The 22054-nt window shown below is 72.3% G+C and carries 24 protein-coding genes; 5 read left to right on the top strand and 19 right to left on the bottom strand.

All coding sequences use genetic code 11. The features are described 5' to 3' along the window. Positions 1 to 132: 132 nt before the first annotated feature. Complete coding sequence (locus tag AFL01nite_RS00805) at positions 133 to 534, bottom strand: LysM peptidoglycan-binding domain-containing protein (RefSeq protein ID WP_146825192.1); 402 nt, start codon at positions 532 to 534, stop codon at positions 133 to 135. Positions 535 to 724: 190 nt separating this feature from the next. Between AFL01nite_RS00805 and AFL01nite_RS00800 the strand changes: the two genes are divergently transcribed. Continuing rightward, positions 725 to 1651, top strand: coding sequence for a YihY/virulence factor BrkB family protein (locus AFL01nite_RS00800; RefSeq protein ID WP_146825191.1), 927 nt, complete (start codon positions 725 to 727; stop codon positions 1649 to 1651). 9 nt (positions 1652 to 1660) lie between these two features. Here AFL01nite_RS00800 and AFL01nite_RS00795 read toward each other — a convergent pair whose 3' ends face one another. After that, positions 1661 to 1969 carry a hypothetical protein gene (locus AFL01nite_RS00795; RefSeq protein ID WP_146825190.1) on the bottom strand — a complete coding sequence of 103 codons (309 nt, stop codon included), beginning with the start codon at positions 1967 to 1969 and terminating at the stop codon, positions 1661 to 1663. Between the two features lie 86 nt (positions 1970 to 2055). On the opposite strand from AFL01nite_RS00795, the gene lexA reads away from it, so the two are divergent. After that, the gene (gene lexA / locus AFL01nite_RS00790) at positions 2056 to 2742 is read left to right on the top strand and encodes a transcriptional repressor LexA (protein ID WP_146825189.1); all 687 of its coding nucleotides are present in this window, start codon (positions 2056 to 2058) and stop codon (positions 2740 to 2742) included. Positions 2743 to 2752: 10 nt separating this feature from the next. Here lexA and galE read toward each other — a convergent pair whose 3' ends face one another. From galE to miaA, 6 genes are read right to left on the bottom strand one after another with little or no spacing between them, the layout of a single operon-like run. Continuing rightward, positions 2753 to 3721 carry a UDP-glucose 4-epimerase GalE gene (gene galE / locus AFL01nite_RS00785; protein ID WP_146825188.1) on the bottom strand — a complete coding sequence of 323 codons (969 nt, stop codon included), beginning with the start codon at positions 3719 to 3721 and terminating at the stop codon, positions 2753 to 2755. Between the two features lie 22 nt (positions 3722 to 3743). Next, the gene (locus tag AFL01nite_RS00780; protein WP_146825187.1) at positions 3744 to 5489 is read right to left on the bottom strand and encodes a carboxypeptidase regulatory-like domain-containing protein; all 1746 of its coding nucleotides are present in this window, start codon (positions 5487 to 5489) and stop codon (positions 3744 to 3746) included. A gap of 41 nt (positions 5490 to 5530) precedes the next feature. Beyond that, complete coding sequence (locus AFL01nite_RS00775; RefSeq protein ID WP_146825186.1) at positions 5531 to 7480, bottom strand: ATP-dependent DNA helicase; 1950 nt, start codon at positions 7478 to 7480, stop codon at positions 5531 to 5533. Between the two features lie 60 nt (positions 7481 to 7540). Further along, positions 7541 to 8953 carry a GTPase HflX gene (gene hflX / locus AFL01nite_RS00770; protein WP_146825185.1) on the bottom strand — a complete coding sequence of 471 codons (1413 nt, stop codon included), beginning with the start codon at positions 8951 to 8953 and terminating at the stop codon, positions 7541 to 7543. Continuing rightward, positions 8950 to 9762: a diaminopimelate epimerase gene (gene dapF, locus AFL01nite_RS00765; RefSeq protein ID WP_146825184.1), complete on the bottom strand. Its 813-nt coding sequence runs from the start codon at positions 9760 to 9762 to the stop codon at positions 8950 to 8952. Before dapF ends, hflX begins: the two co-directional genes overlap by 4 nt. Positions 9763 to 9771: 9 nt before the next feature. Continuing rightward, entirely contained in the window at positions 9772 to 10680 is a 909-nt protein-coding gene (gene miaA, locus AFL01nite_RS00760) for a tRNA (adenosine(37)-N6)-dimethylallyltransferase MiaA (protein ID WP_146825183.1), read from the bottom strand. A gap of 69 nt (positions 10681 to 10749) precedes the next feature. Here miaA and AFL01nite_RS00755 point away from each other — a divergent pair, with 69 nt between their 5' ends. Next, positions 10750 to 10971: an antitoxin gene (locus AFL01nite_RS00755; RefSeq protein ID WP_146825182.1), complete on the top strand. Its 222-nt coding sequence runs from the start codon at positions 10750 to 10752 to the stop codon at positions 10969 to 10971. Positions 10972 to 11001: 30 nt separating this feature from the next. Here AFL01nite_RS00755 and lgt read toward each other — a convergent pair whose 3' ends face one another. The 4 genes from lgt to trpC are packed head-to-tail and all read right to left on the bottom strand — an operon-like array spanning position 11002 to position 14737. Beyond that, on the bottom strand, positions 11002 to 11838 hold the full coding sequence (lgt, locus tag AFL01nite_RS00750; RefSeq protein WP_146825181.1) for a prolipoprotein diacylglyceryl transferase: 837 nt from the start codon (positions 11836 to 11838) through the stop codon (positions 11002 to 11004). A gap of 1 nt (position 11839) precedes the next feature. Beyond that, positions 11840 to 12637, bottom strand: coding sequence for a tryptophan synthase subunit alpha (gene trpA, locus AFL01nite_RS00745; protein ID WP_146825180.1), 798 nt, complete (start codon positions 12635 to 12637; stop codon positions 11840 to 11842). Then, positions 12634 to 13881 (bottom strand): tryptophan synthase subunit beta, encoded by a 1248-nt coding sequence (gene trpB / locus AFL01nite_RS00740; RefSeq protein ID WP_146825179.1) that lies wholly within the window; start codon positions 13879 to 13881, stop codon positions 12634 to 12636. The genes trpA and trpB overlap by 4 nt, the downstream gene beginning before the upstream one ends. A gap of 40 nt (positions 13882 to 13921) precedes the next feature. Beyond that, positions 13922 to 14737, bottom strand: coding sequence for an indole-3-glycerol phosphate synthase TrpC (gene trpC, locus AFL01nite_RS00735; RefSeq protein WP_146825178.1), 816 nt, complete (start codon positions 14735 to 14737; stop codon positions 13922 to 13924). Between the two features lie 149 nt (positions 14738 to 14886). Between trpC and AFL01nite_RS00730 the strand changes: the two genes are divergently transcribed. Both AFL01nite_RS00730 and AFL01nite_RS00725 read left to right on the top strand, forming a co-directional pair. After that, positions 14887 to 15729, top strand: coding sequence for a DUF2189 domain-containing protein (locus tag AFL01nite_RS00730; RefSeq protein WP_146825177.1), 843 nt, complete (start codon positions 14887 to 14889; stop codon positions 15727 to 15729). A gap of 21 nt (positions 15730 to 15750) precedes the next feature. Further along, on the top strand, positions 15751 to 16089 hold the full coding sequence (locus tag AFL01nite_RS00725; protein ID WP_146825176.1) for a hypothetical protein: 339 nt from the start codon (positions 15751 to 15753) through the stop codon (positions 16087 to 16089). Between the two features lie 3 nt (positions 16090 to 16092). On the opposite strand, the gene AFL01nite_RS00720 is transcribed toward AFL01nite_RS00725, so the two are convergent. The 7 genes from AFL01nite_RS00720 to hisF are packed head-to-tail and all read right to left on the bottom strand — an operon-like array spanning position 16093 to position 22051. Continuing rightward, positions 16093 to 16476, bottom strand: a complete 384-nt coding sequence (locus AFL01nite_RS00720) for a DUF2752 domain-containing protein (RefSeq protein ID WP_186813761.1) — start codon at positions 16474 to 16476, stop codon at positions 16093 to 16095. A 41-nt stretch (positions 16477 to 16517) separates the two neighbouring features. Beyond that, positions 16518 to 16736 carry an HGxxPAAW family protein gene (locus AFL01nite_RS00715; RefSeq protein WP_146825174.1) on the bottom strand — a complete coding sequence of 73 codons (219 nt, stop codon included), beginning with the start codon at positions 16734 to 16736 and terminating at the stop codon, positions 16518 to 16520. A 53-nt stretch (positions 16737 to 16789) separates the two neighbouring features. Further along, the gene (locus AFL01nite_RS00710; RefSeq protein ID WP_146825173.1) at positions 16790 to 17353 is read right to left on the bottom strand and encodes a Trp biosynthesis-associated membrane protein; all 564 of its coding nucleotides are present in this window, start codon (positions 17351 to 17353) and stop codon (positions 16790 to 16792) included. Further along, positions 17350 to 17688 (bottom strand): phosphoribosyl-AMP cyclohydrolase, encoded by a 339-nt coding sequence (hisI, locus tag AFL01nite_RS00705; RefSeq protein ID WP_222593339.1) that lies wholly within the window; start codon positions 17686 to 17688, stop codon positions 17350 to 17352. Before hisI ends, AFL01nite_RS00710 begins: the two co-directional genes overlap by 4 nt. A 28-nt stretch (positions 17689 to 17716) precedes the next feature. After that, positions 17717 to 19489, bottom strand: a complete 1773-nt coding sequence (locus tag AFL01nite_RS00700) for an ABC transporter ATP-binding protein (protein ID WP_146825172.1) — start codon at positions 19487 to 19489, stop codon at positions 17717 to 17719. Then, positions 19482 to 21293: an ABC transporter ATP-binding protein gene (locus AFL01nite_RS00695; RefSeq protein WP_246119533.1), complete on the bottom strand. Its 1812-nt coding sequence runs from the start codon at positions 21291 to 21293 to the stop codon at positions 19482 to 19484. The genes AFL01nite_RS00700 and AFL01nite_RS00695 overlap by 8 nt, the downstream gene beginning before the upstream one ends. After that, positions 21290 to 22051 carry an imidazole glycerol phosphate synthase subunit HisF gene (gene hisF, locus AFL01nite_RS00690; RefSeq protein WP_146825171.1) on the bottom strand — a complete coding sequence of 254 codons (762 nt, stop codon included), beginning with the start codon at positions 22049 to 22051 and terminating at the stop codon, positions 21290 to 21292. Before hisF ends, AFL01nite_RS00695 begins: the two co-directional genes overlap by 4 nt. Positions 22052 to 22054: the final 3 nt, after the last annotated feature.

The following is a 22054-nucleotide window of genomic DNA, read 5'->3' as shown; positions in this document are numbered from 1 at the left end:
CACCGTACGCCGTCGTGAGCGCTCCGGGGCGACGTGGCGGTGAACACGTGTCGACCACCGGAAAGTGCACACGGCGCCCATCGGCCCCTTCCCCGAGGCATCGATGGGCGCCGTGAGCGGGCGCGGGCGGGGTCAGTCGTTGACCGGAACCGCCAGGGTCGTGCCGATGGGCAGCGACGCGCCGTCCTCGAGGGCGTTGAGCTTGATGATCTCGTCCACCGTCGAGCGGATGTCGGCATCGGGCCGCGCCTCGGCGGCGATGCTCCACAGGGTCTGGCCCGGCTGCACGGTGACCGTCGTGACGATCCCCGGCTCGGCCGCGGTGTCGGTGGCGACGACGGCGGAGCCGAAGACGATCACCACGGCGCTGATCACCGCGAGCGCCACGGCCACGATCGCGACCCGGCCCCGACCCGTGAGCCGCAGCGGCGCGGCGGGCGTGGTCGATCCGGCGCGGTAGGTCGTGCGCGTCACGACCGGACGGCGCGTCAGGTCGATGACCGGGAACGGGGTGTGGTCGAGGGTGATGCTCATGATGGCCTCCGGGGAAGTGCGGCTGTTCGGTGCTGTTCGATTCGATCAGATGTTCTATCGAACACATGAACGACTGTACGACGCACCTCCGACAGAATCCAGCATTGTCGAAATTGTGTTCGAATCCGCGTGTCGCGTGAGCGGCGACGGCGGCCATGCGGGGCGCCCCGGTCGCCGCTAGCGTCGGGGCATGTCGATCGTTCGCACCGCCGTCACCGCGTGGCGCCAGGCCTCGGCGCGCCAGGCGCCGCTCCTCGCGGCGGGCGTCGCCTTCTACCTCTTCACGTCCCTGTTCCCCGCCCTGATCGCGGCGGTGTCGATCTACGGACTGGTCGCCGACCCGGCCACGGTGGCCGACCAGACCGAGCGCATCTCCGAGGCCCTGCCCGCCGACGCGGCCTCGCTGGTCAACGGCCAGCTCGAGCAGCTGACCTCGGCGCCCTCGGGGTCGCTCGGACTCGGCGCGGCCGTCGCGATCCTGCTCGCGGTCTACGCCGCCTCCGGCGGTGTCGGCAACCTCGTCACGGCGATCAACCAGCTCTACGGACTCGAGGACGCGCGCTCGTTCGTCGCGCGGAAGGCGCTCGCCCTGGGCCTGACGGTGGCCGCCGTCGTGTTCGGGTTGGTCGCGATCTCGCTCGTCGCGGTGGTCCCGGTCGTGCTCAACATGATCGACGTCGTGCCCGGGATGCGCCTGCTGGCGAACGTCCTGCGGTGGGTGGTGCTGGCCGGCGGGATCGTCGTGGCCATCGGCATCCTGTACCGCGTGGCACCGGACCGGCCGTCGGCCCACGGCATCGTCACGCGGGGCGTGGTCATCGCCGCCGCCCTGTGGCTGCTCGTGTCGGTCGGCTTCTCCCTCTATGTCGACCTGTTCGGCAACTACTCCAAGACGTACGGAGCGCTGGCCGGGGTCGTCGTCCTGCTGCTGTGGCTGTGGATCGGGATGTACGCGATCCTGCTCGGCGCCTGCGTCGAGGCGGCGCGGGAGCACATCGTCACCCGCGAGACGCTCTCCGAGGACGAGGCGCTGGCGCGCCGGCGCTCCCAGGAGGCCGAGTTGGCCACCGGACTGGACCGGTTCAACGCCGAGCTGGACGAGCGCCTCGAGCGCTGAGCGACCGGCTCAGGACAGGGCGCGTCCGAGCAGGAACGCGATGGCGCCCACCACGACCACGAGCGCGATCAGGCCGCTGATCAGCTCGACCGGGCCCAGGCCGTGCCGCGGGACGCCGCTCTGGTCGAGGTCGACCTCGAAGTCCGGCAGCAGCAGCTGCAGGTCGACGGTGGCGTGGTCGGCGACGCCGTGGTCGCGCAGCACCTCACGCGCCGACGCCTCGACCCGGGTGAGGTCGGAGGCGGACCCCGACCCGACGCCGGACACGTCGACCTTCCAGCCGTCACCGTCTCGGGTTCCCACCACCACGTAGCTCACGCGCCCCAGCCTAGGACACGAAGCGCGGGACACGCCGTATCGAACACCTGTTTGATCCCGGGCCCCGTCGGCACTACGGTCGTGGCATGAGCGAGAACCTGGACGAACCGGTCGACCTGACCGGGCTGACCAAGCGGCAACGACGCATCCTGGTGTTCCTCAAGGAGCACATCGAGTCGCACGGCTACCCGCCCAGCATGCGCGAGGTCGGCGCCGCGTGCGAGCTCGCCAGCACGTCCTCGGTCTCGCACCAGCTGCGCATGCTCGAGCGCAAGGGCTTCATCCGCCGCGACCCGAACCGCCCCCGCGCGCTGGAGATCTACCTGCCCGACTCCAAGCCCGCCATGCGCAGCCGACCCGTCGAGCACGACGAGACCGGCAGCGGCGACGCCGTGCCCGAGCCGGCCTACGTGCCGGTGGTGGGACGCATCGCGGCCGGTGGCCCGATCCTGGCCGAGCAGCGCGTCGAGGAGGTCATGCCGCTCCCCCGCTCGCTGGTCGGCGACGGCACCCTCTTCCTGCTCGAGGTCAAGGGCGACTCGATGGTCGACGCGGCCGTCTGCGACGGCGACTACGTCGTGATCCGCCAGCAGCAGGTGGCCGAGAACGGCGAGATGGTCGCCGCGATGATCGACGGCGAGGCGACGGTCAAGACGCTCAGCCGTCGCGACGGCCAGGTGTGGCTGCTCCCGCAGAACCCCGCCTACGACCCGATCGACGGCACCGACGCCCAGATCATCGGCAAGGTCACCGCCGTCCTTCGCCGGGTCTGATCCGTCGGGCTCAGTCCGTCGGGTCGGCGGGCCGGGCCTGCCAGGCGCTGGCGACCATGTCGTCGAGCGTGTGCCGCATGCGCCAGTCCAGGTCGCGCGTCGCGCGCTCGCCCGACGCCACGATGCGGGCGGGGTCGCCCGGGCGCCGTCCCAGGACCTCGGGCTCGAAGTCGACGCCCGTGGCATCGGCCACCGCCTGCATGATCTGCCGTACCGAGACGCCGTCGCCGCTGCCGAGGTTGTAGACCGGCTCCAGCTCGCGGCCCTCCAGCAGCCGGCGGACCGCCACGACGTGCGCCTCGGCCAGGTCGGCGACGTGCACGTAGTCGCGCACGCAGGTGCCGTCCGCGGTGGCGTAGTCGTCGCCGAAGATGCGCGGCCGGTGCCCCTGGCTGAGCGCGCGGATCACGAGCGGGAAGAGGTTGTGCGGGCTGGAGTCGTACAGGTCGGGCTCACCCGAGCCGACCACGTTGAAGTACCGCAGCGACGTGTGGCGCAGGCCCGTGGCGACGCCCTGGTCGCGGATCATCCACTCCCCCACCAGCTTGGACTCGCCGTACGGCGACTCGGGCCGGGTCGGGGTGTCCTCGGTGACGAGCGGGACGTCCGTCGTGCCGTAGACCGCGGCCGAGCTGGAGAAGACGATCGCGTCGACGTCGAGGTGCTCCATCGCGCGCAGCAGGCTCAGGGTGCCACCGACGTTCTGGCGCCACGTGTGCACCGGCTGCTCGACCGACACCCCGGCGTACTTGAACGCCGCGAGGTGGATGACCGCCTCGATGTGGTGCTCGGACAGCTGCTCGACGAGTTGCTTCGCATGCAGCACGTTCAGATCGAGGAAGGGCACCTCGGGCCGCACGAACTCCCGATGGCCGCTGGAGAGGTCGTCGACGACGACCGACTCCAGACCGGCTCGCTCGAGCGCTCGGACGACGTGGGCACCGATGTAGCCGGCGCCGCCGGTCACCAGGATGGCCATGAAACCACCCTAGGGCGCAGGGTCACTGGCGGAAGCGCAGGGTCCCGACGGACGTGTTCTTGCCACGGGTGACCTTGACCGACTTCTTGCCGCTGAAGCCGCGCGAGATGCCACGCCACGAATCGGCGTTGACCGTGACCTTGTACCGGCCCGAGGCCAGACCGGTGACCTTGAAGCGCCCGCCACCGTCGGTCATGGCGGTGCGGTAGACCTTCTTGCCGTCACTGGACGTCAGGCGGATCATCAGCTCGGTGCGCGGCTTGATCTTCTTCGCCGTGACGCGCCCGCTGACGGAGCCGCCCTTGGTGTTCTTCAGGCCGACCCGCATCGACGAGCCCTTGACGTAGACCAGCTTGTACGTGCCGGCCGTCCAGGCCCGGCAGTGCTGGCGGTACATCTTGTAGTTCTTGGCCTTCCACTTCTCGAACGAGCGGTCGAGGCCGTTGAAGTAGCCGTCGTTGTTCTTGTAGCGGCTCTTGTACCAGGCCGAGCAGCCGGTGCGACGGCCCATCTCGAACCAGTAGTGCCCCTCGCCGAGGCTCACCGTGCGGCCGCTGCCGGCACGGACGACGTCGGAGGCCAGGATCGAACGACCCTTCGCGTACTCGCGGACCGTCAGGTAGCGGTCGACCTTGGCCGAGCTCTTCTTGCCCTGGTAGCCCTGGGCAACGACGGCGACCCGGGTGCGGCCGGAGCCGACGTTGTGGGCGCGGTTCACGAGGCCGGCGTTGGGCAGCGGCAGCATGCGCCCCGTGGACCGGGACTCCGCGCGGTTGTTGACCAGCGCGTGGCAGGTGCCCCAGGCGCGGTCGCCCGAGCCGAACCACAGTCCCCCCGCGGGCTTGACGGCGTACACGCGCGCCGACGACGTGGGCAGGAAGCCGACCTCGTAGCGTCCGCTGGAGTTGGTCCTGGTGCGTCCGTAGACGCTGGCGCAGGCCATGAAGTCGAGGTCGCGCAGGACCCGCGAGGACTTCGACCAGTACGGCGGTCGGCCCACGACGGTGACCTCGGTGCCGCCGACGGCCTTCGAGCCGTTGCGCACCTGCCCCTTGATCGAGGAGTAGCGCGCGTTGGCGACGTAGCGGTAGTTCAGGGCGCGCGTGACCTTGACCGCGCTTCCGGCGGACATGTCGCGGGCTCCGCCGGCGAACGCGCCCTTGCCGTTGCCGCGCCACCACCAGGAGCGACGCTCGCCGCCGCTGGTGCCGACGATGTGCAGCTTGTACCCGGCCGAGGGACCGTTGTTGGCGCCCATCCGGACGCGGAAGGCGAACCTGCCGCCGTTGCGCTCGACGTCGGTGGCCGTCGAGACCAGGACGTGACGGTTGCGCGAGCCCAGACGCCACAGCTCGACCTTGACGCCCGAGGCGATCGCACCGCCGGTGCGGGCCACCGTGCCGGAGATCGTGCCGTAGGCGACCTTGGCCTGCATCGTGACGCGCACGGGGGCGGCACCACTCATGCGGACGACCGCCGAGCGCTGCTTCTTCCACCCGGTGTTGCGGAAGGTGACCCAGCCAGAGGACTTCGCCTTGACCTTGAAGCTGCGCTTCTGGGCGGTGGCACCCTGGACCCAGACCTTGCCCTTGCAGGCCTTCTTCTTCGTGCACCGCGCGAAGACCGCGCCGTAGCCGCCCTCGGTCATGGCGACGACGGACGTCTTGGTCGACAAGGCGCCCGCTGCTTCAGCGGGCGCGATGGTGACGAAGAGGGATCCGATGAGCGCCAGGCAGGCAGCGGCGAGCGACGGAAGACGGAACGGCATGGGATCCCCGAGTGGTTGAGCGATGAGTCCGGCCCACGGTATCAAACCGACGCGCGGATCCTGTCCTTCGCGGACTCGTCGAGGCGGCGCAGGGCCGCGGTGACGACGGCCCGGTCGGTCGTGCGCCACAGCGGTGGCAGCGAGGAGGCCAGGAAGCCGCCGTACCGGGCCGTCACGAGGCGCGGGTCGAGCACCGCGACGACCCCACGGTCGGTCGAGCGCCGGATCAGGCGGCCGACTCCCTGGGCCAGCAGCAGCGCGGCGTGCTGGGCGGCGACCTGCATGAAGCCGTTGCCGCCGCGTCGCTCGACCAGGCGCTGCCGCGCGCTGCTGAGCGGGTCGTCCGGGCGCGGGAACGGGATGCGATCGATGATCACCAGCGTGCAGGTGTCGCCGGGCAGGTCGACGCCCTGCCACAGGCTCAGGGTGCCGAACAGGCAGGCGCTGGGCTCCTCGGCGAATCGCCGCGCGAGCTCGGGCAGCTGGGCGTCGCCCTGGCACCACACGTCGAGGTCGGGCAGTGATGCGCGCACGTACTCCGCGGCCTTCTCGGCGGCACGCCTGGACGAGAACAGGCCGAGGGTCCGGCCGCCGGCGGCCTTGATCAGCGCCGTGATCTCGCCGAGCTGCTCGGCGTCGGCTCCGTCGCGGCCGGGGGCGGGCAGGTGCTGGGCGACGTACAGGATCCCCTGGCGCGTGTAGTCGAACGGGGAGCCGACGTCGAGGCCGGTCCAGTCCGTGCCCTTCATGTCGAGGCCGAGCGACGCCGCGACCGGGCCGAACGACCCGCCCAGCGTCAGCGTCGCGCTGGTCAGGACGACCGTCTTCTCACCGAAGAGCTTCTCGCGCAGGGCGCCGGACACGTCGATGGGCGCGATCTTGAGGTGCAGCCCGCTGCGCCCCTCCCCCAGCCACAGCACCTCGGTCTCGCGGCCCGCCGCCATGCGCTCGGCGACCAGGCGCACATCGTCGATCGTGCTGCGCGCCTGCTGGCGACCGGGGTCGGCCTCCTCGCCCTTCTCCTTCGTGAAGTTCGAGAAGCAGGCGCGGGCGCTGTCACGCACGAGGGCCAGCGCGCCTGCCAGACCGGGCTCGATCGTGTCGATCCGGCCCGGCTGGACGTGCGTCAGGGCATCGGCCAGCGCGTCGGCGGCGTCGCTGAGGTCGTCGGCGGTCCCGCCGTCGTCGAGGTACGACCGAGCCCGGCGCGCCGCACGCTCGATGAGGCCGGGGTCGAGCTCGTCGGTGGACGCCTGCGTGACCCGGGCCGCCAGCTCGTGCGCCTCGTCGACGACGACCGCGTCGAACTCGGGCAGCATCGGCACGCCCTCGATGGCGTCGATGGCGAGCATCGCGTGGTTCGTGACGACGACGTGTGCCTTCGAGGCGTCCTCGCGGGCTCGCTCGGCGAAGCACTCGGAGGCGTACTCGCAGCGGTTCGCGCCCAGGCACTCGCGCGACGTGACGCTGACCTGGCGCCAGGCGCGGTCGCCGTGGGTGGGAGCGCCGTCGCGGTCGCCGGAGTGCCCGGCCTCGGCCTGGCCCTCGGCCCACTCGCGCAGCGTGACGACCTCGGCGCCCAGCGAGCCCTCGGGCACCTCGACCAGCACGCCCTGGTCGTCGGGGGCGCCCTGCCGCACGCGGTGCAGGCAAGCGTAGTTGGCGCGGCCCTTCAGGACGGCGTGGTGCGGCACGGCGGACATCGTGTCCCGGGCGGCCTCCTTGAGGGCCGGGATGTCGCGCTCCACGAGCTGGTGCTGGAGGTTCAGCGTGGCCGTGGCGACCACGACGCGCTTGTCGTGCAGCAGTGCGGGAACGAGGTAGCCCAGCGACTTGCCCGTGCCGGTGCCGGCCTGCACGAGCAGGTGGCGCTCCTCGGCGAGGGCCTGCGCGACGGCCTCGGCCATCTGCACCTGCCCGGGTCGCTCGGACCCACCCACCGAGGCGACCGCGGCAGCCAGGACGTCGGTCACACCGGGTCGGGAGGGCATGGGAGAACGCTACCCGGCCCGGCGAGCGCCCGGGACCACCCATCCACAGCCGCCGCGGGCTCAGCCCCGGTGGGTCGCGAACTCCGCGAGCTCGGCCGCCAGCTCGGGATGGGCGCGCGCGACGACGTGGGTGCCGTCGGCGACGTGCTCGAGGGTCTCGATCTCGCCGTGCAGGTGCAGCTGGTTGACCAGGTCGCCGCGCGAGTACGGCACGACCGCGTCGACGAGGACCTCGGGCACCGGGAGGTCGGCCTCCAGGGCGCCCATCAGCTCATCGATCCCCTCGCCCGTCCGGGCGCTGACCACGACCGCGTGCGGCTCGCGGGCCAGCAGGGCCTTGAGCACCAGCGGGTCGGCGGCGTCGGCCTTGTTGATCACGATGATCTCGGGCACCGGCGCCGCGTCGATCTGCGCGAAGACCTCGCGGACGGCGGCGATCTGGCCCTCGGGGTCGGGGTGCGAGCCGTCGACGACGTGCAGGATGAGGTCGGCGTCGGCGACCTCCTCGAGGGTCGAGCGGAACGCCTCGACCAGCTGGTGCGGCAGGTGCCGGACGAAGCCGACCGTGTCCGAGAGCGTGTAGACGCGTCCGTCGGACGTCTCGGCGCGGCGGGTGGTCGGGTCGAGCGTCGCGAACAGGGCGTCCTCGACGAGCACGCCCGCACCGGTCAGCCGGTTGAGCAGGCTCGACTTGCCCGCGTTGGTGTAGCCGGCGATCGCGACCGAGGGGATCTTGTTGCGGCGCCGCTCGGCCTTCTTCGTCTCGCGGGTGCCGCGGAGGTCCTTCAGCTCGCGGCGCAGCTTGGCCATCTTGGCCTGGATGCGGCGGCGGTCGGTCTCGAGCTTCGTCTCACCGGGGCCGCGGCCGCCGATGCCCTCGCCGCCGGCCGCCTGGCCACCGGCCTGGCGCGACAGGTTGCCGCCCCAGCCGCGCAGGCGCTGGGTCTGGTACTGCAGCTGGGCCAGCTCGACCTGCGCCTTGCCCTCGGCGCTCTTGGCGTGCTGGGCGAAGATGTCGAGGATCAGGGCCACGCGGTCGACGACCTTGACCTTGACCTTGTCCTCGAGGTTGCGCAGCTGGCTGGGCGCGAGCTCGCCGTCGCAGATGACGGTGTCGGCGCCGGTGGCACGGACCGCCTCGCGCAGCTCCTCCACCTTGCCGCTGCCGATGTAGGTGGCGGGGTCGGGCTTCTGGCGTCGCTGGATCAGCGCGTCGAGCACCTCGGAGCCGGCCGTCTCGGCGAGCGCCTTGAGCTCGGTCAAGGAGTTCTCGGCGTCCTCGACGGTGCCGTCGGTCCAGACGCCCACGAGCACCACCCGCTCGAGGCGCAGCTGGCGGTACTCGACCTCGCTGATGTCCTCGAGCTCGGTGGACAGGCCCGCGACCCGGCGCAACGAGGAGCGGTCCTGCAGGTCCATCTCTCCGCGGTCGACCTCGTGGTCGGGTCCGTCGGGGCGGTTCTCGTCGGTCATGCGCTCCACTCCATGGTGCCGCCGGCGACGATGACGGCCGGTCCGGTCAGCACGGTTCGATCGGTCGAGACGGTCACGTGCAGCGTGCCGCCGGGGACGTCGACGCGGTAGGTCGCGGGGCCGGCTTGGCCGTCAGCCTTCGCGGTCGCGATGGCCGTGGCGCACGCGCCCGTCCCGCAGGAGCGGGTCTCGCCCGAGCCGCGCTCGTGCACCCGCATGGCGACGTGACGGTCGGCCAGGCGCTGGACGAACTCGACGTTGACGCCCTCGGGGAACACCGACTCGTCGTGCCGGGGCGCCTCGACCAGCGTGCCCGCGTCGGCGAGGGAGTCGACGAACGCAACGGCGTGCGGGTTGCCCGTGTGCACCTCGAGCGCCTCCCAGGCCTGGCCATTCGCCGCGACCTTCGTGTGCGCGCCGGTCGTCCACGCGCCCATGTCGACGGACAGGAGGTCGTCCTCGACCGACAGGAACTTGAGCCCGTCGCGCGTGTCGACGGGGAACTCCGGGCCCTCGACGAGTCCCTGCTCCAGCAGGTGACGCGCGAAGACGCGGATGCCGTTGCCGCACATCTGGCTGGTCGACCCGTCGGCGTTGCGGTAGTCCATGAACCACTCGGCGGGCGAGTTGTGGCCCAGCGCGGTGCACCGGACGACCCGCATGACGCCGTCGGCGCCGAGCCCGCGACGGCGGTCGCACAGCGCTGCCACGAACGCCGGATCGAGGTCGCCGTGCAGCGTGCCGTCGTGGTCGGGCAGCAGCACGAAGTCGTTCTCGGTGCCATGACCCTTGAACCACGCGAATTCCATGGACCCAGCCTACGGGCAGCCGACGAGGGCCACCGCCCGCTCGACCAGGTCGGGGGCGTCGAAGGGCAGCCAGTGGATGCGCGGGTCCTTGCGCATCATCCGGTCCTGGCGCCGGGCGAACCGTCGCGTGCCCGACTTCGTCTCCGCCCGCGCCTCGTCCTCGCTGATCTCGCCGGCCAGGAACGCCAGCACCTGCTGGTAGCCGAGCGCGCGGGACGCCGTGGGCGATCCGGCGAGGCCGGGCAGGCCGCGGACCTCCTCGACCAGTCCGTCGGCCCACATCCGGTCGACCCGGGTGTCGATCCGCTCGTCGAGCACGGGCCGCGGCACGTCAAGCCCGATCATCACGACCTGCGGGTAGACCGAGACCGGGTCGGGCATCGTCGCGATGAAGGGCCGGCCCGTCAGCTCGCCCACCTCCAGGGCCCGCACGATCCGGCGCCCGTTGGTGGGCAGGATGGCCGCGGCCGCCTTCGGGTCGCGGGCCGCCAGCTCGGCGTGCAGCGCCTCGGCCCCGACCTCGTCCAGGCGCGCGGCCCAGCGGGCCCGGACCTGCGGATCGGTGCCCGGGAACTCCAGCGGGTCGAGCGCGGCGCGGACGTAGAGCGACGACCCGCCGACGAGGATCGGCACGCCGTCGCGCGCGAGCACGTCGTCGATCGCCGCCCGCGCCCCGTGCTGGAACTGCGCGACGTTCGCCTCGTCGGTGACCTCGAGGACGTCGAGCAGGTGGTGCGGCACGCCGCCGCGCTCCTGCGGGGTCGCCTTCGCACTCCCGACGTCCATGCCCCGGTACAGCTGGACCGAGTCGGCGTTGACGACCTCTCCCCCGACGGCCTGCGCCAACCGGACCGACAGCCCGGTCTTGCCCGACGCCGTGGGGCCGACGACGGCGACGACGGGACGGATCGGGCTCATGGGGCCAGTCTTTCAGTAGCGTGACCTCCGGGACCGACCACGGGCCCGCCACCGACGAGAGGGAAGACCATGGGACTCCTGGACAGGTTCACGGGCAAGGACACCAAGCAGATCGTCGACCGGGCCAAGGAGGAGGCGGCGAAGCACGACGAGGAGATCGACGTCGCCATCGACAAGGTCGCGGACCTCGCCGACAAGGCCACCGACGGCAAGTTCACCGAGAAGATCGACGACGCCGCGGCCAAGCTCAAAGAGGCTGCCGACCGGCTCGACGAGGACCCGAAGGCCTGAGGACGCTGGCAGTGACGTTCGCGGGGTCGCCTACGGCGTGTCGGCCCCGGAAACGTCACGCTCAGCGCTCCCGCGGAGGCGGCGGGCCCACAGGAAGTAGGCCAGGGCCAGGCAGAAGACGACGATCGAGGTCCAGACGTTGAGCCGGAACGGGCCGAGGTGGTTGACGGTGTCGATCCGCAGCATCTCGATCCAGCCGCGGCCGAGCGTGTAGAGCATCACGTAGAGCGCGAACACACGGCCGTGCGTGAGCGTGAGCCGCCGGCCGAGCCACACCACCAGGACGGCCGCTGCGAGGTTCCACAGCGCCTCGTACAGGAACGTCGGGTGGAACGTGGCGAACTGCTCGTACCCGTCGGGCCGGTACTGCCGATCGATCTCGAGGGCCCACGGCACGGTCGTCGGGCGGCCGAAGAGCTCCTGGTTGAACCAGTTGCCGAAGCGGCCGATCGCCTGGGCGACGAGGAGGCCGGGGGCGAGCGCGTCGGCCATCTTCAGGAAGTCGATGTCGTAGCGGCGGCAGGCGATCCACGCGCCGACGCCGCCCAGGGCGACGGCGCCCCAGATGCCGAGGCCGCCCTCCCAGATCTTGAACGCGTCGACCGGGTGGCGGCCCTCGCCGAAGTACAGCTCGGCGTCGGTCAGGACGTGGTAGATCCGGCCGCCGACGATGCCGAACGGGATCGCCCAGATCGCGATGTCGCCGATCGCGCCGGCCCGGCCGCCGCGCGCGACGAAGCGGCGCTCGGCGATCAGGATCGCCGCCACCGCGCCGGCGATGATGCACAGCGCGTAGGCGCGCAGCGGGAGGGGGCCGAGGTGCCAGATCGCCTGGTCGGGCGATGGGATGGAGGCCGCGATGCCCACGTCAGTCCCGCTCGACGCCGGCGCGCAGGTCGGTGGCCAGGTCGCGGATCGCCCGCAGTCCGGACGCCTCGTCGGGCTGGTCCAGCAGGCACCGCACGAGCGCCGAGCCGACGATCACGGCGTCGGAGAAGGCCGCGAGCTCGTGGGCCTGGGCGCCGTTGCTGACGCCGAGACCGACGCCGACCGGCTTGTCCGTGACCTTTCGCAGCCGCCCCACCAGCTCGGGGGCGAGGCTGCTGGTCTCCTGGCGCTGGCCGGTGACGCCCATGACCGCGGTGGCGTAGATGAAGCCGCTGGCCGCCTCAGCCGTCATCGCGAGGCGCTCGTCGGTGGACGACGGCGAGACCAGGTAGATCCGGTCGAGGCCGTGCTCCCGCGACGCGCGCTCCCACTCGGTGGCCTCGTCGGGGATGAGGTCGGGGGTGATGAGACCCGCTCCGCCGGCGGACGCCAGGTCGGCGGCGAACCGGTCGACGCCGCGGCGCTCGACCGGGTTCCAGTAGGTCATGACGACCGTGGGCGCGCCGGTGGCGGCGGACGCCTCGACGACGCGGAACACGTCGTCGACGCGGGTGCCGTTGACGAGGGCCGCCTCGGCGGCGGCCTGGATCGTGGGCCCGTCCATGACGGGGTCGCTGTACGGCAGGCCGACCTCGACGAGGTCGACCCCGCCCTCGACCATCGCCGCGATCGCGGCGATCGAGCCGTCGACCGTCGGGAACCCGGCCGGCAGGTAACCCACCAGGGCGGCGCGGTTCTCGGCCCGGGTGCGGGCCAGGAGGTCGTCGATCACGGTCATCCGTCGGTCTCCGCCCGGTCGTTCTCGTCGAGGAGGCCGAAGTACTTCGCGGCCGTGTGCACGTCCTTGTCGCCCCGTCCGGACAGGTTGACCAGGATCGTGGCGTCGGGGCCCATCTCGCGGGCGAGGGCGATCGCGCCGGCCAGGGCGTGGGCGGACTCGATCGCGGGGATGATGCCCTCGGTCTTGCAGAGCAGGTCGAACGCCGACATGGCCTCGGCGTCGGTGGCGGGCACGTACTGCGCCCGGCCGATGTCGGCCAGGTACGCGTGCTCGGGGCCGACACCCGGATAGTCGAGACCGGCGCTGATCGAGTGCGACTCCATCGTCTGGCCGTCCTCGTCCTGCAGGAGGAACGAGCGGGCGCCGTGCAGCACCCCGACCTCGCCGGCGGTGATGGTGGCGGCGTGGCGACCGGTCTCGAACCCGTCGCCGCCCGCCTCGATGCCGACCAGCCGGACGCTCTCGTCGGGGACGAACGCGGTGAACAGGCCGATCGCGTTGGACCCGCCGCCCACGCAGGCCACCGCCGCGTCGGGCAGCCTGCCGGTGAGCTCGAGGACCTGCTGACGGGCCTCGTCGCCGATGCCGCGGGTCAGCTCACGCACCATCGTCGGGAACGGGTGCGGTCCGGCGGCGGTGCCGAAGAGGTAGTGCGTCGTGTCGACCGTGGTGACCCAGTCGCGCAGCGCCTCGTTGATCGCGTCCTTGAGGGTGGCGCTGCCGGTGGTGACCGGGATGACTTCAGCGCCCAGCATCTGCATGCGCGCGACGTTGAGCGCCTGGCGCTCGGTGTCGACCTTGCCCATGTAGACGGTGCAGTCCAGGTCGAGGTAGGCGCAGGCGGTGGCCGAGGCGACGCCGTGCTGGCCCGCCCCGGTCTCGGCGATGCAGCGCGGCTTGCCGATCCGCTTGGCCAACAGCGCCTGGCCGATGACGTTGCGGATCTTGTGCGCGCCGGTGTGGTTCAGGTCCTCGCGCTTGAGCAGGATGCGCGCGCCCACGGCGCGGGAGAAGCGGTGCGCCTCGTACAGGGGGCTGGGCACGTTCGCGTACTCACGCAGCATCCGGTCGAGCTCGGCCCGGAACGCGGGATCGGCCTGGGCGGCCTCCCACTCGCGCGTGATCTCGTCGAGGGGGGCGATGAGCGCCTCGGGCATGAAGCGGCCGCCGAAGCGACCGAAGTGGCCGGGGCCGTCGGGAAGTGCCGATCGCGACGGCGATCGGCCGGAGATGTCAGTCATGGTCGTCCTGGGAGAGGGGGCGGCGAGGAGAGCTGGGGCGTCAGCTCGGCTGCCATCGGTGCTGCAGCGCCGGGTGCTGACCCGCGGCGACGAGGTCGGCGACGCTGGCGCGCGGGTCGTCGCCCTTGACCAGCGTCTCGCCGACCAGCACCACGTTCGCGCCGAAGCGGGCGTACTCGATCACGTCGTGCGGGCCGCGGACACCGGACTCGGCGACCTTGACGACGGAGTCGGGGATCTGCGGGGCCAGCCGCTCGAAGGTCTGGCGGTCGACCTCGAGGGTCTTGAGGTTGCGGGCGTTGACCCCGATGAGGTCGGCGTCGGCGTCGAGCGCGCGCTGCACCTCGGGCTCGTCGTGCACCTCGACCAGCGGCGTCAGGCCGATGGACCGGGCCCGGTCGATGAGCGAGGCCAGCGCGTTCTGGTCGAGCGCGGCCACGATCAGCAGGGCCATGTCGGCGCCGGCGGCGCGGGCCTCCCACAGTTGGTAGGAGGTGGTGATGAAGTCCTTGCGCAGCACCGGCACGTCGACCTGGGCGCGGACGGCGCGCAGGTCGTCGAGGGTGCCGTTGAAGCGGCGCAGCTCGGTGAGCACGCTGATCGCGGCGGCTCCGCCGGACGCGTAGTCGGCGGCGAGCTGGGCCGGGTTCTTGATGTCGGCGAGCGCGCCCATGCTGGGGCTCGACCGCTTGACCTCGGCGATCACCGACACGCCCTCGGCGCGGAACGCCGGCATGGGGTCGAGGGCCGGCGGCTGCTTGGCCGCCTGCTGCTTGAGCTCGTCGAGACTGACACGAGCCTGGCGCTCCGCCAGGTCCTCGGCCGCTCCGGCCAGGATGTCGTCGAGCACGCTCATCGCACTCTCCTTCCCCTGTTCGGTCTCGGGCCCGAACTGACCACCAGCGTATCCCCGCCCGACGACGAACCGGCACGCACCCTCCGTTTCGGGGCAGAAACCGGGGCTCGGGCATGTACGGAGCCGCGGATCGTCCCTAGGCTCGCCCCATGTCGACGCACGAGCCGCCCACCGGCCCTGATCCGCAGGACCCGGACGCGCCTGTCCCACCGCCCCCGCCGACGTACGGCAGCACCTCCTACCCTCCCCCGCCCGGAGGCGGGAGCGGCGGCTGGGGCTCGGGCGGGTACGGCTCCGGGGGCTTCCCGCCGCCTCCGCCGCCCGCCGGACCCGGGCCGGCGCAGCCGTTCAGTGCGACCGACGCCATCGCGTACGGGTGGAGCAAGTTCGTGGCCAATCCCGGCCAGTGGCTCATCGCGGGCCTGGCCATGTTCGCCGTGACGGTGCTGGCCAGTGGGCTCAGCTGGTTCGTCGCCCCGGCCGCCGACCCGTTCTCCGGCAGCGACCCGATCTCCGGCGTCGGCGTGGTGGGCACCCTCGGCAACCTCGTCTCGACCTTCCTCTCCCTGGTGATCAGCGGATTCGTGTACCGCGGAGCGCTCGACGAGGCCGAGGGGCGCCGCTTCGACCTGGCCGACGCGATCGCCCGGGTGCCGGTCGGTCCGGTCGTCCTGACCTCGCTGCTGCTCTCGGTCGGCATCACGGTGGGCCTGGCGCTGTGCGTCGTGCCGGGCGTGATCTTCGCGTTCCTGACCTGGTTCGCGCTGCTGTTCGTGGTCGACCAGCACCAGTCGCCCCTCGACGCGATCTCGTCGAGCGTGAAGCTGGTGTCCGCCAACGTCGGCCAGACGCTGCTGCTGGCCCTGCTGTCGGGGGTGCTGTTCGTCCTCGCGATCTGCGCCTGCGGGCTGGGCCTGTTCGTCGTCTTCCCGGTGGTGTCCGTCGCGACCGCGTACGCCTACCGCCGGTTCCAGGGGCAGCCGGTCGCCTGAGGCCTGCTCTAGGCTCCTCGCGTGAGCAGCTATCCCCCGCCCCCGGGCGGCTCGTACCCGTGGGGTCCCGGCCAGGCGGCCGCCCCGGACGACCAGCAGGCCACGTGGGCGCTCGCCGTCGGCATCATCGGCATCGTCGCCGGGTGCTGCTGCGGCCTGCTGTCGATCGGCGCGGGGATCGGGGCGATCGTGCTCGCCCGCGGCGCACGCGACCGGGCCCGCGCCTGGTACGGCCCCGCCGCCGACACCACGATGGCGACGGCCGCGTTGTGGGTGGGAGTCGCCGCCATCGCGCTCGGCTCGCTGTCGCTCGTGGGCTCCGTCGTCGCGGTCGTGCTCGACGGGCTCATCCCGGGCTGAGGGTCAGGGGGCGAGCCAGGCGCCCCACGGTGTCACCCGCACGACCCCGAAGGCGACGACCAGCAGGCCCGCGATCGTCACCGTGCGCGCCGACCACGTCAGGAACGGCGCCGGACGGCCGCGGAGCCGGCGCAGGAACCACACCGACCAGGCGACGGCGGCGACGGCCACGAGGACCACCGCGAACAGGTTGCTGGAGACCGCACCGGCGACGTCGCCGCGGGTCAGCAGGTTGGCCGCACGCAGGCCGCCACACCCGGGGCAGGGCAGGCCGGTGAGGACGAGGAACGGACAGAAGCCGTACGCGCCGTCGACGTGAGGATCGCGGACGTGGACCAGCGCGAGGGCCAGGGCACCGCCGGCGGCGGCGACCGCCGGGGCACGCAACAATCGGCCGCGCGAGGCGGCCGGCGTGGTGACCGGGAGGGTCAGTGCTTCTCCGCCGGAGCGCTGTTGTCGACCCGGCTGGTGCCGAAGCCCGCGAGCGACATGACCTTGCCCAGCGGCAGCGCGCCCACGGCCAGGACGACGCCGATCGTGAAGACGACCCAGTTCGGCTCGGGGATCAGGCCGATCCCGCCGACGAGGAAGCCGGCGAGGCTGACAAGGACGGCGGTCCAGGCGGCCGGCGACGATCCGTGCGACATGGGGGTTGCTCCTAGCGGTGCTGGGGGTGGTTCGACGACAGCCTACTCGGTCGTCAGACGGTCGGATCGACGCCGTCGTCCATGGCCTTCCACAGGTCGCTCGAGTCGGCCTCGCGCACCGCGGGCGCCTCGTACTTGCGGCCCATCGTGGCCCACCGCGGACCCAGCCAGGCGATCAGGACGCCGACCCCCGCGACCAGCACGAAACCGGCGACGGCCAACGCCTGAGCTGTCGTGCCGTCCCAGTCCACGACGGTCCCGGACACGGCTGCCTCGTCGAGCGCGCGCTGGCGTGCGGTCTCCATCGCCGAGCCGGTCCGCGAGGTCAGCACGGCCCCTGCGACCCCGGCGAGGGCGACGAGCACGCCGATGACGCGGCGCAGCATCGGTCCGGCTGCGAGCACGCCGGCCGCGGCGGCCATGACGAGCACCGCCAGCCCGACCGCGCCCGGCACCACGTCGGCGCCGGTGACGGACAGGTCGACCTCGGGGAGCCCGGCGGTCGACGCCGTCGCGGACGCCCACGCGGCGCGGACGGCCAGCAGCGTGCCGCCGCCGAGCGCGAGCAGGAGAAGCACCGAGGGGCCCAGCAGGTTGCGCTCGACGATCCGACTCATGTCAGCAGGTCCTCGTCGAAGCACGTGGTGGCGCCGGTGTGGCAGGCGGCGCCGACCTGGTCGACGACGACCAGCAGCGTGTCGCCGTCGCAGTCGAGCCGGACCTCACGCACGTGCTGGGTGTGCCCGGACGTCTCGCCCTTGACCCAGTACTCGCCGCGGCTGCGGCTCCAGAACGTCGAGCGGCCCGTGGTCAGCGTGCGGTGCAGCGCCTCGTCGTCCATCCAGCCGACCATCAGCACCGAGCGGGACGTCGCGTCCTGCACCACCGCCGGGACGAGCCCGGCGTCGTCGCGCTTCAACCGTGCCGCGATCGCGGGATCCAAGGGGGTCACGTCGTCCAGTCTCTCAGGGGGCCGGTGGTCAGCCCAGTGAGGCCTGCGCGACCCAGGAGGAGTGCAGCCGCGCGTAGACGCCGCCGGCGTCGACGAGGTCGCGGTGGTGGCCGTCCTCGACGAGGCGGCCCTGGTCGAACACCAGCACGCGGTCGGCGTTCTCGGCGGTCGAGAGCCGGTGGGCGATCGTGACGCTGGTGCGGCCGTCGAGCAGCCGGTCGAGGGCGCGGGTGGCGCGCAGCTCGGTCTGCGGGTCGACGGCGCTGGTGGCCTCGTCGAGCACCAGGAACGCCGGGTCGGCGAGCGCCGAGCGCACGAGCGCGACCAGCTGGCGCTCCCCCGCCGACAGCGACTCGCCACGCTGTCCGACGCGGGTGTCGAGGCCGTGCGGCAGCGCCGCGAACCAGTCGGCGAGGCCGAGCTGCTCGACCGCATGCACGAGGTCGTCGTCGGTGGCGGTGCGCGAGCCGTAGCGCAGGTTCTCGCGCAAGGTGGCGTCGAACAGGAAGCCCTCCTGCGGCACCATCAGCACGTGCCGGCGCAGGTCGTCGAACGCCACGCGGGAGATGTCGACGTCGCCGAGCACGACCCGCCCGTCGGCCGGGTCCATCAGTCGCGTCAGCAGCTTCGCGAACGTCGTCTTGCCCGAGCCGGTCTCGCCCACGACGGCCACGCGCTGGCGCGGCTTGATCGTCACGTCGACGTCGGCCAGCACCGTGGGGCCGTCGGGGTACGCGAACGACACGTGCTCGAAGCGCGCCTCGAGGTCGCCGGCGGGCAGCGCCTCGCCCTCCGGGCCCGGGTCGACGACGTCGGCCGGGGTGTCGAGCAGGTCGAGCACGCGGCGCCACGACGAGATGGCGTTCTGCGCCTCGGAGATCACCTGCGTGGCCATCTGCGCGGGTCCGGTGAAGAGGCCGACCAGGAACACGAACGCGACGATCGTGCCGATCGAGAGGTCGCCCAGGACGCCGAGCCACACGCCGACGCCCAGGACCGCGGCGTTGGCGATGCCGCCGACGAGGATGGCGGCCGAGAACGCGCCCGCGGTGATCGTCTGGGCTCGGATGTTGTTGCGGTAGTTGGCGCGCACGGCGACGTCGACGCGCTGCTGTGTGCGGTCCTCGATGCCGTAGGAGCGCACGACCGCGGCGCCGACGACGGGCTCGGCGATGACGGCGAGCATCTCGCCGACGCTGGCGCGGACCTTGTCGTACGCCTTCGACATCGCGCCGGCCAGCCAGCGCAGGCTGATCAGCAGCGGGATGAAGCTGACCAGGACCACGATCGTGAGCTGCCACGACAGGAAAGCCATGACCACGGTGGCCACCAGCATCTGCCCGACGCTGACGATCATCATGATCCCGGTGAACTGCAGGAACTGGCTGATCTGGTCGACGTCCGACGTGACGCGCGAGACGAGCGACCCACGACGCTGCGTGTTCTGCGTGAGCATCGACAGGTCGTGCACGTGCCGGAACGCGGCGACACGCAGGTTGGCCAGGCCGCGCTCGCTGGCCGTGAAGATGCGCACCTTCGACCAGTAGCCCGTCGCCGCGATGCCCACGATGAGCACGGACGCGATGACGACGTACCGCGTGACCGTGGAGGTCTCGACGTCGCCCGTGCCGAAGCCCTCGTCGAGGGCCGAGCGCACCACGACGGGCACCAGGGATCCGCCCGCGGTGCTGATCAGGGCCAGCACCAGGGTGAGCCACAGCCCCTCGGTGATCTCGGGGTTGTGGCGCATGCCGCGCAGGAGGACGGCGACGCCGCCCTCGCGCTGCGGGGTCTCACTCATGGTCGACCTCCTCACGGGCCTGGTCGTACGCGTCGACGAGGTTGCGGTACGCCGCCGACCGCTCGCGCAGCTCGGCGTCGGTGCCCCGGTCGGCCACGCGGCCGGCGTCGAGGAAGACGACCTCGTCGGCCAGGCCGATCGTGGCCTTGCGGTAGGCGACGACGACGGTCGTCGGGGACCCGTCGCGGTCGGCGAGGGCGCGCAGGATCCGCTGCTCGACCTCGGGGTCGAGGGCGCTCGTGGCGTCGTCCATCACCAGCACCCGCGGGTCGCGGACGAGCGCGCGGGCCAGCGCGAGCCGCTGGCGCTGGCCGCCCGACAGCGACGTGCCGCGCTCGCCCAGCTCGGTGTCGAGGCCCGCGGGCAGCGCCGCGACGAAGCGGTCGGCCTGCACGATCCGCAGCACCTCCCACACCCGCTCGTCGGGGACGTCGAGGTCGAGCACGACGTTGGCCCGGACGGTGTCGTCGAACAGGAAGGTGGACTGCGGGACCAGCGCGATGGCGCGGGTCAGCGCGTGCTGGGAGAGGTCGCGGGCGTCGGAGCCGCCGATCCGCACCGCGCCCGCGTCGGGGTCGACGAGCCGGGTGACGAGGGACGCGAGGGTGCTCTTGCCGCTGCCCGTGCCACCGACGATCGCGGTGACCGTGCCGGCGGGCACCGTGAACGCGATGTCGTGCAGCACCCCCGTGTCGGGCTCGTCGGGGTGGCTGTAGTCCAGGCCCTCGACCTGCAGCTCGACCGGGCCGGTGCCGGGCACGTCGGTGTCGCCGTAGTCCATCGCGTCGTCCTCGTCGATCACGCGCGAGACGCGGTCCCAGCCCACGACGGCGCGCGGCAGCTCGCCGAGCACCCAGCCGAAGGACCGGATCTGCATGCCGATCACGGTGAAGAGGTAGGCGACCTGCACCACGTCGCCGGCGTCGGCCGCACCCGAGCGCACCCGCAGGGCGCCGATCAGGACGACGGCGAGCACGGCGAGGTTGGGCAGCGCCTCGATCACCGGGTCGAAGACGGCACGGATGCGGCCGATGGCGATCGCCGCGTCGCGCAGCCGCTCGCTCGCGGCGCGGAACCGGTCGGTCTCGTCGGCCTCGCGGCCCAAGGACTTGACGACGAGGGCGCCGTCGAACGACTCGTGCGCGACGGTGGAGACGTCGCCGCGCAGGCTCTGCGCCAGCGCGATCCGCGGGCCCTGGGCCCGCTGGTAGACGGCGTTCGCCACGAACAGCAGCGGGATGACGACGAGGCCGACGACGGTCAGCACGGGATCGGCCAGCACCATCGTGACGATCGCGGCGACGAGCATGGCGATCGTGCCGAGCGCCATCGGCAGCGGCATGAAGACCGACCAGGTGGCCTCGACGTCGGCGTTGGCGTTGCTGAGCAGCTGACCCGCGGGGTGGCGGTGGTGCCAGCGCAGCGGCAGCTGCAGGTAGCGGCGGGTGACGCGCAGGCGGTCGTCGCGCACGAGGCGGAAGAAGACGACGCCGCCGAGCAGGCGGCGGCCCACGACACCGACGGTGCGCAGCACCGCGGCCAGCACGAACAGGCCGATGCCGGTCCACAGCGTCGACCACGTGACGGCGCCGGCCGAGACCGAGGGGGTGACGACGTGGTCGGTGGCCCAGCCCAGCACCCAGGCGTCGGCGACCGTCATGACGCCGAACAGCAGGGAGGCCAGCGCCGCCCACGTGAACATGACGCGCTGACGGACGATGCCGCGGCCGACGACGGCGAACCCGCGCCGGGTCAGGTGCTCGGTGCCGTCGCCGCCGAGGGTGTCGAGCGTCGCGGTGCTCACCGGACCACGTGTCCCGCGGCTCGCAGCGTCTCCTTCACCGCGGGGATCGTCAGCGTGCCGAAGTGGAAGACGCTGGCGGCCAGGACCGCGTCGGCGCCGGCCTCGACGGCCGGCGGGAAGTGCTCGAGCCGGCCCGCGCCACCGCTGGCGATGAGGGGGACGTCGGTGACCTGGCGGACGGCGCGGATCATCTCGAGGTCGAAGCCGGCCTGCGTGCCGTCGGCGTCCATGGAGTTGAGCAGCACCTCGCCGACGCCGAGCTCACTGGCCCGGCGCACCCACGCGACCGCGTCGATGCCGGCCGAGCGGCGGCCGCCGTGGGTGGTCACCTCGAACCCGCTGGGCTGATCGTCTGCACGTCGGGCGTCAACGCTGAGGACGAGCACCTGATTCCCGAACCGGTGCGCGATCTCGGCGATGACCTCGGGGCGCGCGATCGCCGCGGTGTTGATGCCGACCTTGTCGGCGCCCGCGCGCAGCAGGCGGTCGACGTCCTCGGGCGTGCGGACGCCGCCGCCGACGGTCAGCGGGATGAAGACCTGCTCGGCGGTCTGGCCGACGATGTCGAAGGTCGTCGACCGGTCGCTGCTGGAGGCGGTGATGTCGAGGAAGGTCAGCTCGTCGGCCCCCTGGGCGTCGTAGACCCGGGCCATCTCGACGGGGTCGCCCGCGTCGCGCAGGTCGACGAAGTTGACGCCCTTGACGACCCGCCCCTCGTCCACGTCCAAACAGGGGATCACACGGACGGCTAGGCTCACGCG

The sequence above is a fragment of the Aeromicrobium flavum genome, from assembly GCF_007992115.1.
In the GTDB taxonomy this organism is placed as follows: Bacteria; Actinomycetota; Actinomycetes; order Propionibacteriales; family Nocardioidaceae; genus Aeromicrobium; species Aeromicrobium flavum.
Note: the sequence above shows the minus strand (reverse complement) of the source record. Positions and strands in the feature narration are given on the sequence as shown.

Bases quoted from the DNA above. Each gene is read 5' to 3' on its own strand.
- trpA (WP_146825180.1), bottom strand. From the start codon at position 12,637: ATGACCGTGATCGACGACCTCCTGGCCCGCACCCGGGCCGAGAACCGC.
- dapF (WP_146825184.1), bottom strand. From the start codon at position 9,762: ATGGAATTCGCGTGGTTCAAGGGTCATGGCACCGAGAACGACTTCGTG.
- AFL01nite_RS00730 (WP_146825177.1), top strand. From the start codon at position 14,887: ATGTCGACGCACGAGCCGCCCACCGGCCCTGATCCGCAGGACCCGGAC.
- galE (WP_146825188.1), bottom strand. From the start codon at position 3,721: ATGGCCATCCTGGTGACCGGCGGCGCCGGCTACATCGGTGCCCACGTC.
- miaA (WP_146825183.1), bottom strand. From the start codon at position 10,680: ATGAGCCCGATCCGTCCCGTCGTCGCCGTCGTCGGCCCCACGGCGTCG.
- AFL01nite_RS00800 (WP_146825191.1), top strand. From the start codon at position 725: ATGTCGATCGTTCGCACCGCCGTCACCGCGTGGCGCCAGGCCTCGGCG.
- hflX (WP_146825185.1), bottom strand. From the start codon at position 8,953: ATGACCGACGAGAACCGCCCCGACGGACCCGACCACGAGGTCGACCGC.
- AFL01nite_RS00715 (WP_146825174.1), bottom strand. From the start codon at position 16,736: ATGTCGCACGGATCGTCGCCGGCCGCCTGGACCGCCGTCCTTGTCAGC.
- AFL01nite_RS00775 (WP_146825186.1), bottom strand. From the start codon at position 7,480: ATGCCCTCCCGACCCGGTGTGACCGACGTCCTGGCTGCCGCGGTCGCC.
- AFL01nite_RS00805 (WP_146825192.1), bottom strand. From the start codon at position 534: ATGAGCATCACCCTCGACCACACCCCGTTCCCGGTCATCGACCTGACG.
- AFL01nite_RS00700 (WP_146825172.1), bottom strand. From the start codon at position 19,489: ATGAGTGAGACCCCGCAGCGCGAGGGCGGCGTCGCCGTCCTCCTGCGC.
- AFL01nite_RS00710 (WP_146825173.1), bottom strand. From the start codon at position 17,353: ATGAGTCGGATCGTCGAGCGCAACCTGCTGGGCCCCTCGGTGCTTCTC.
- trpC (WP_146825178.1), bottom strand. From the start codon at position 14,737: ATGAGCGTGCTCGACGACATCCTGGCCGGAGCGGCCGAGGACCTGGCG.
- AFL01nite_RS00780 (WP_146825187.1), bottom strand. From the start codon at position 5,489: ATGCCGTTCCGTCTTCCGTCGCTCGCCGCTGCCTGCCTGGCGCTCATC.
- trpB (WP_146825179.1), bottom strand. From the start codon at position 13,881: ATGACTGACATCTCCGGCCGATCGCCGTCGCGATCGGCACTTCCCGAC.
- lexA (WP_146825189.1), top strand. From the start codon at position 2,056: ATGAGCGAGAACCTGGACGAACCGGTCGACCTGACCGGGCTGACCAAG.
- AFL01nite_RS00755 (WP_146825182.1), top strand. From the start codon at position 10,750: ATGGGACTCCTGGACAGGTTCACGGGCAAGGACACCAAGCAGATCGTC.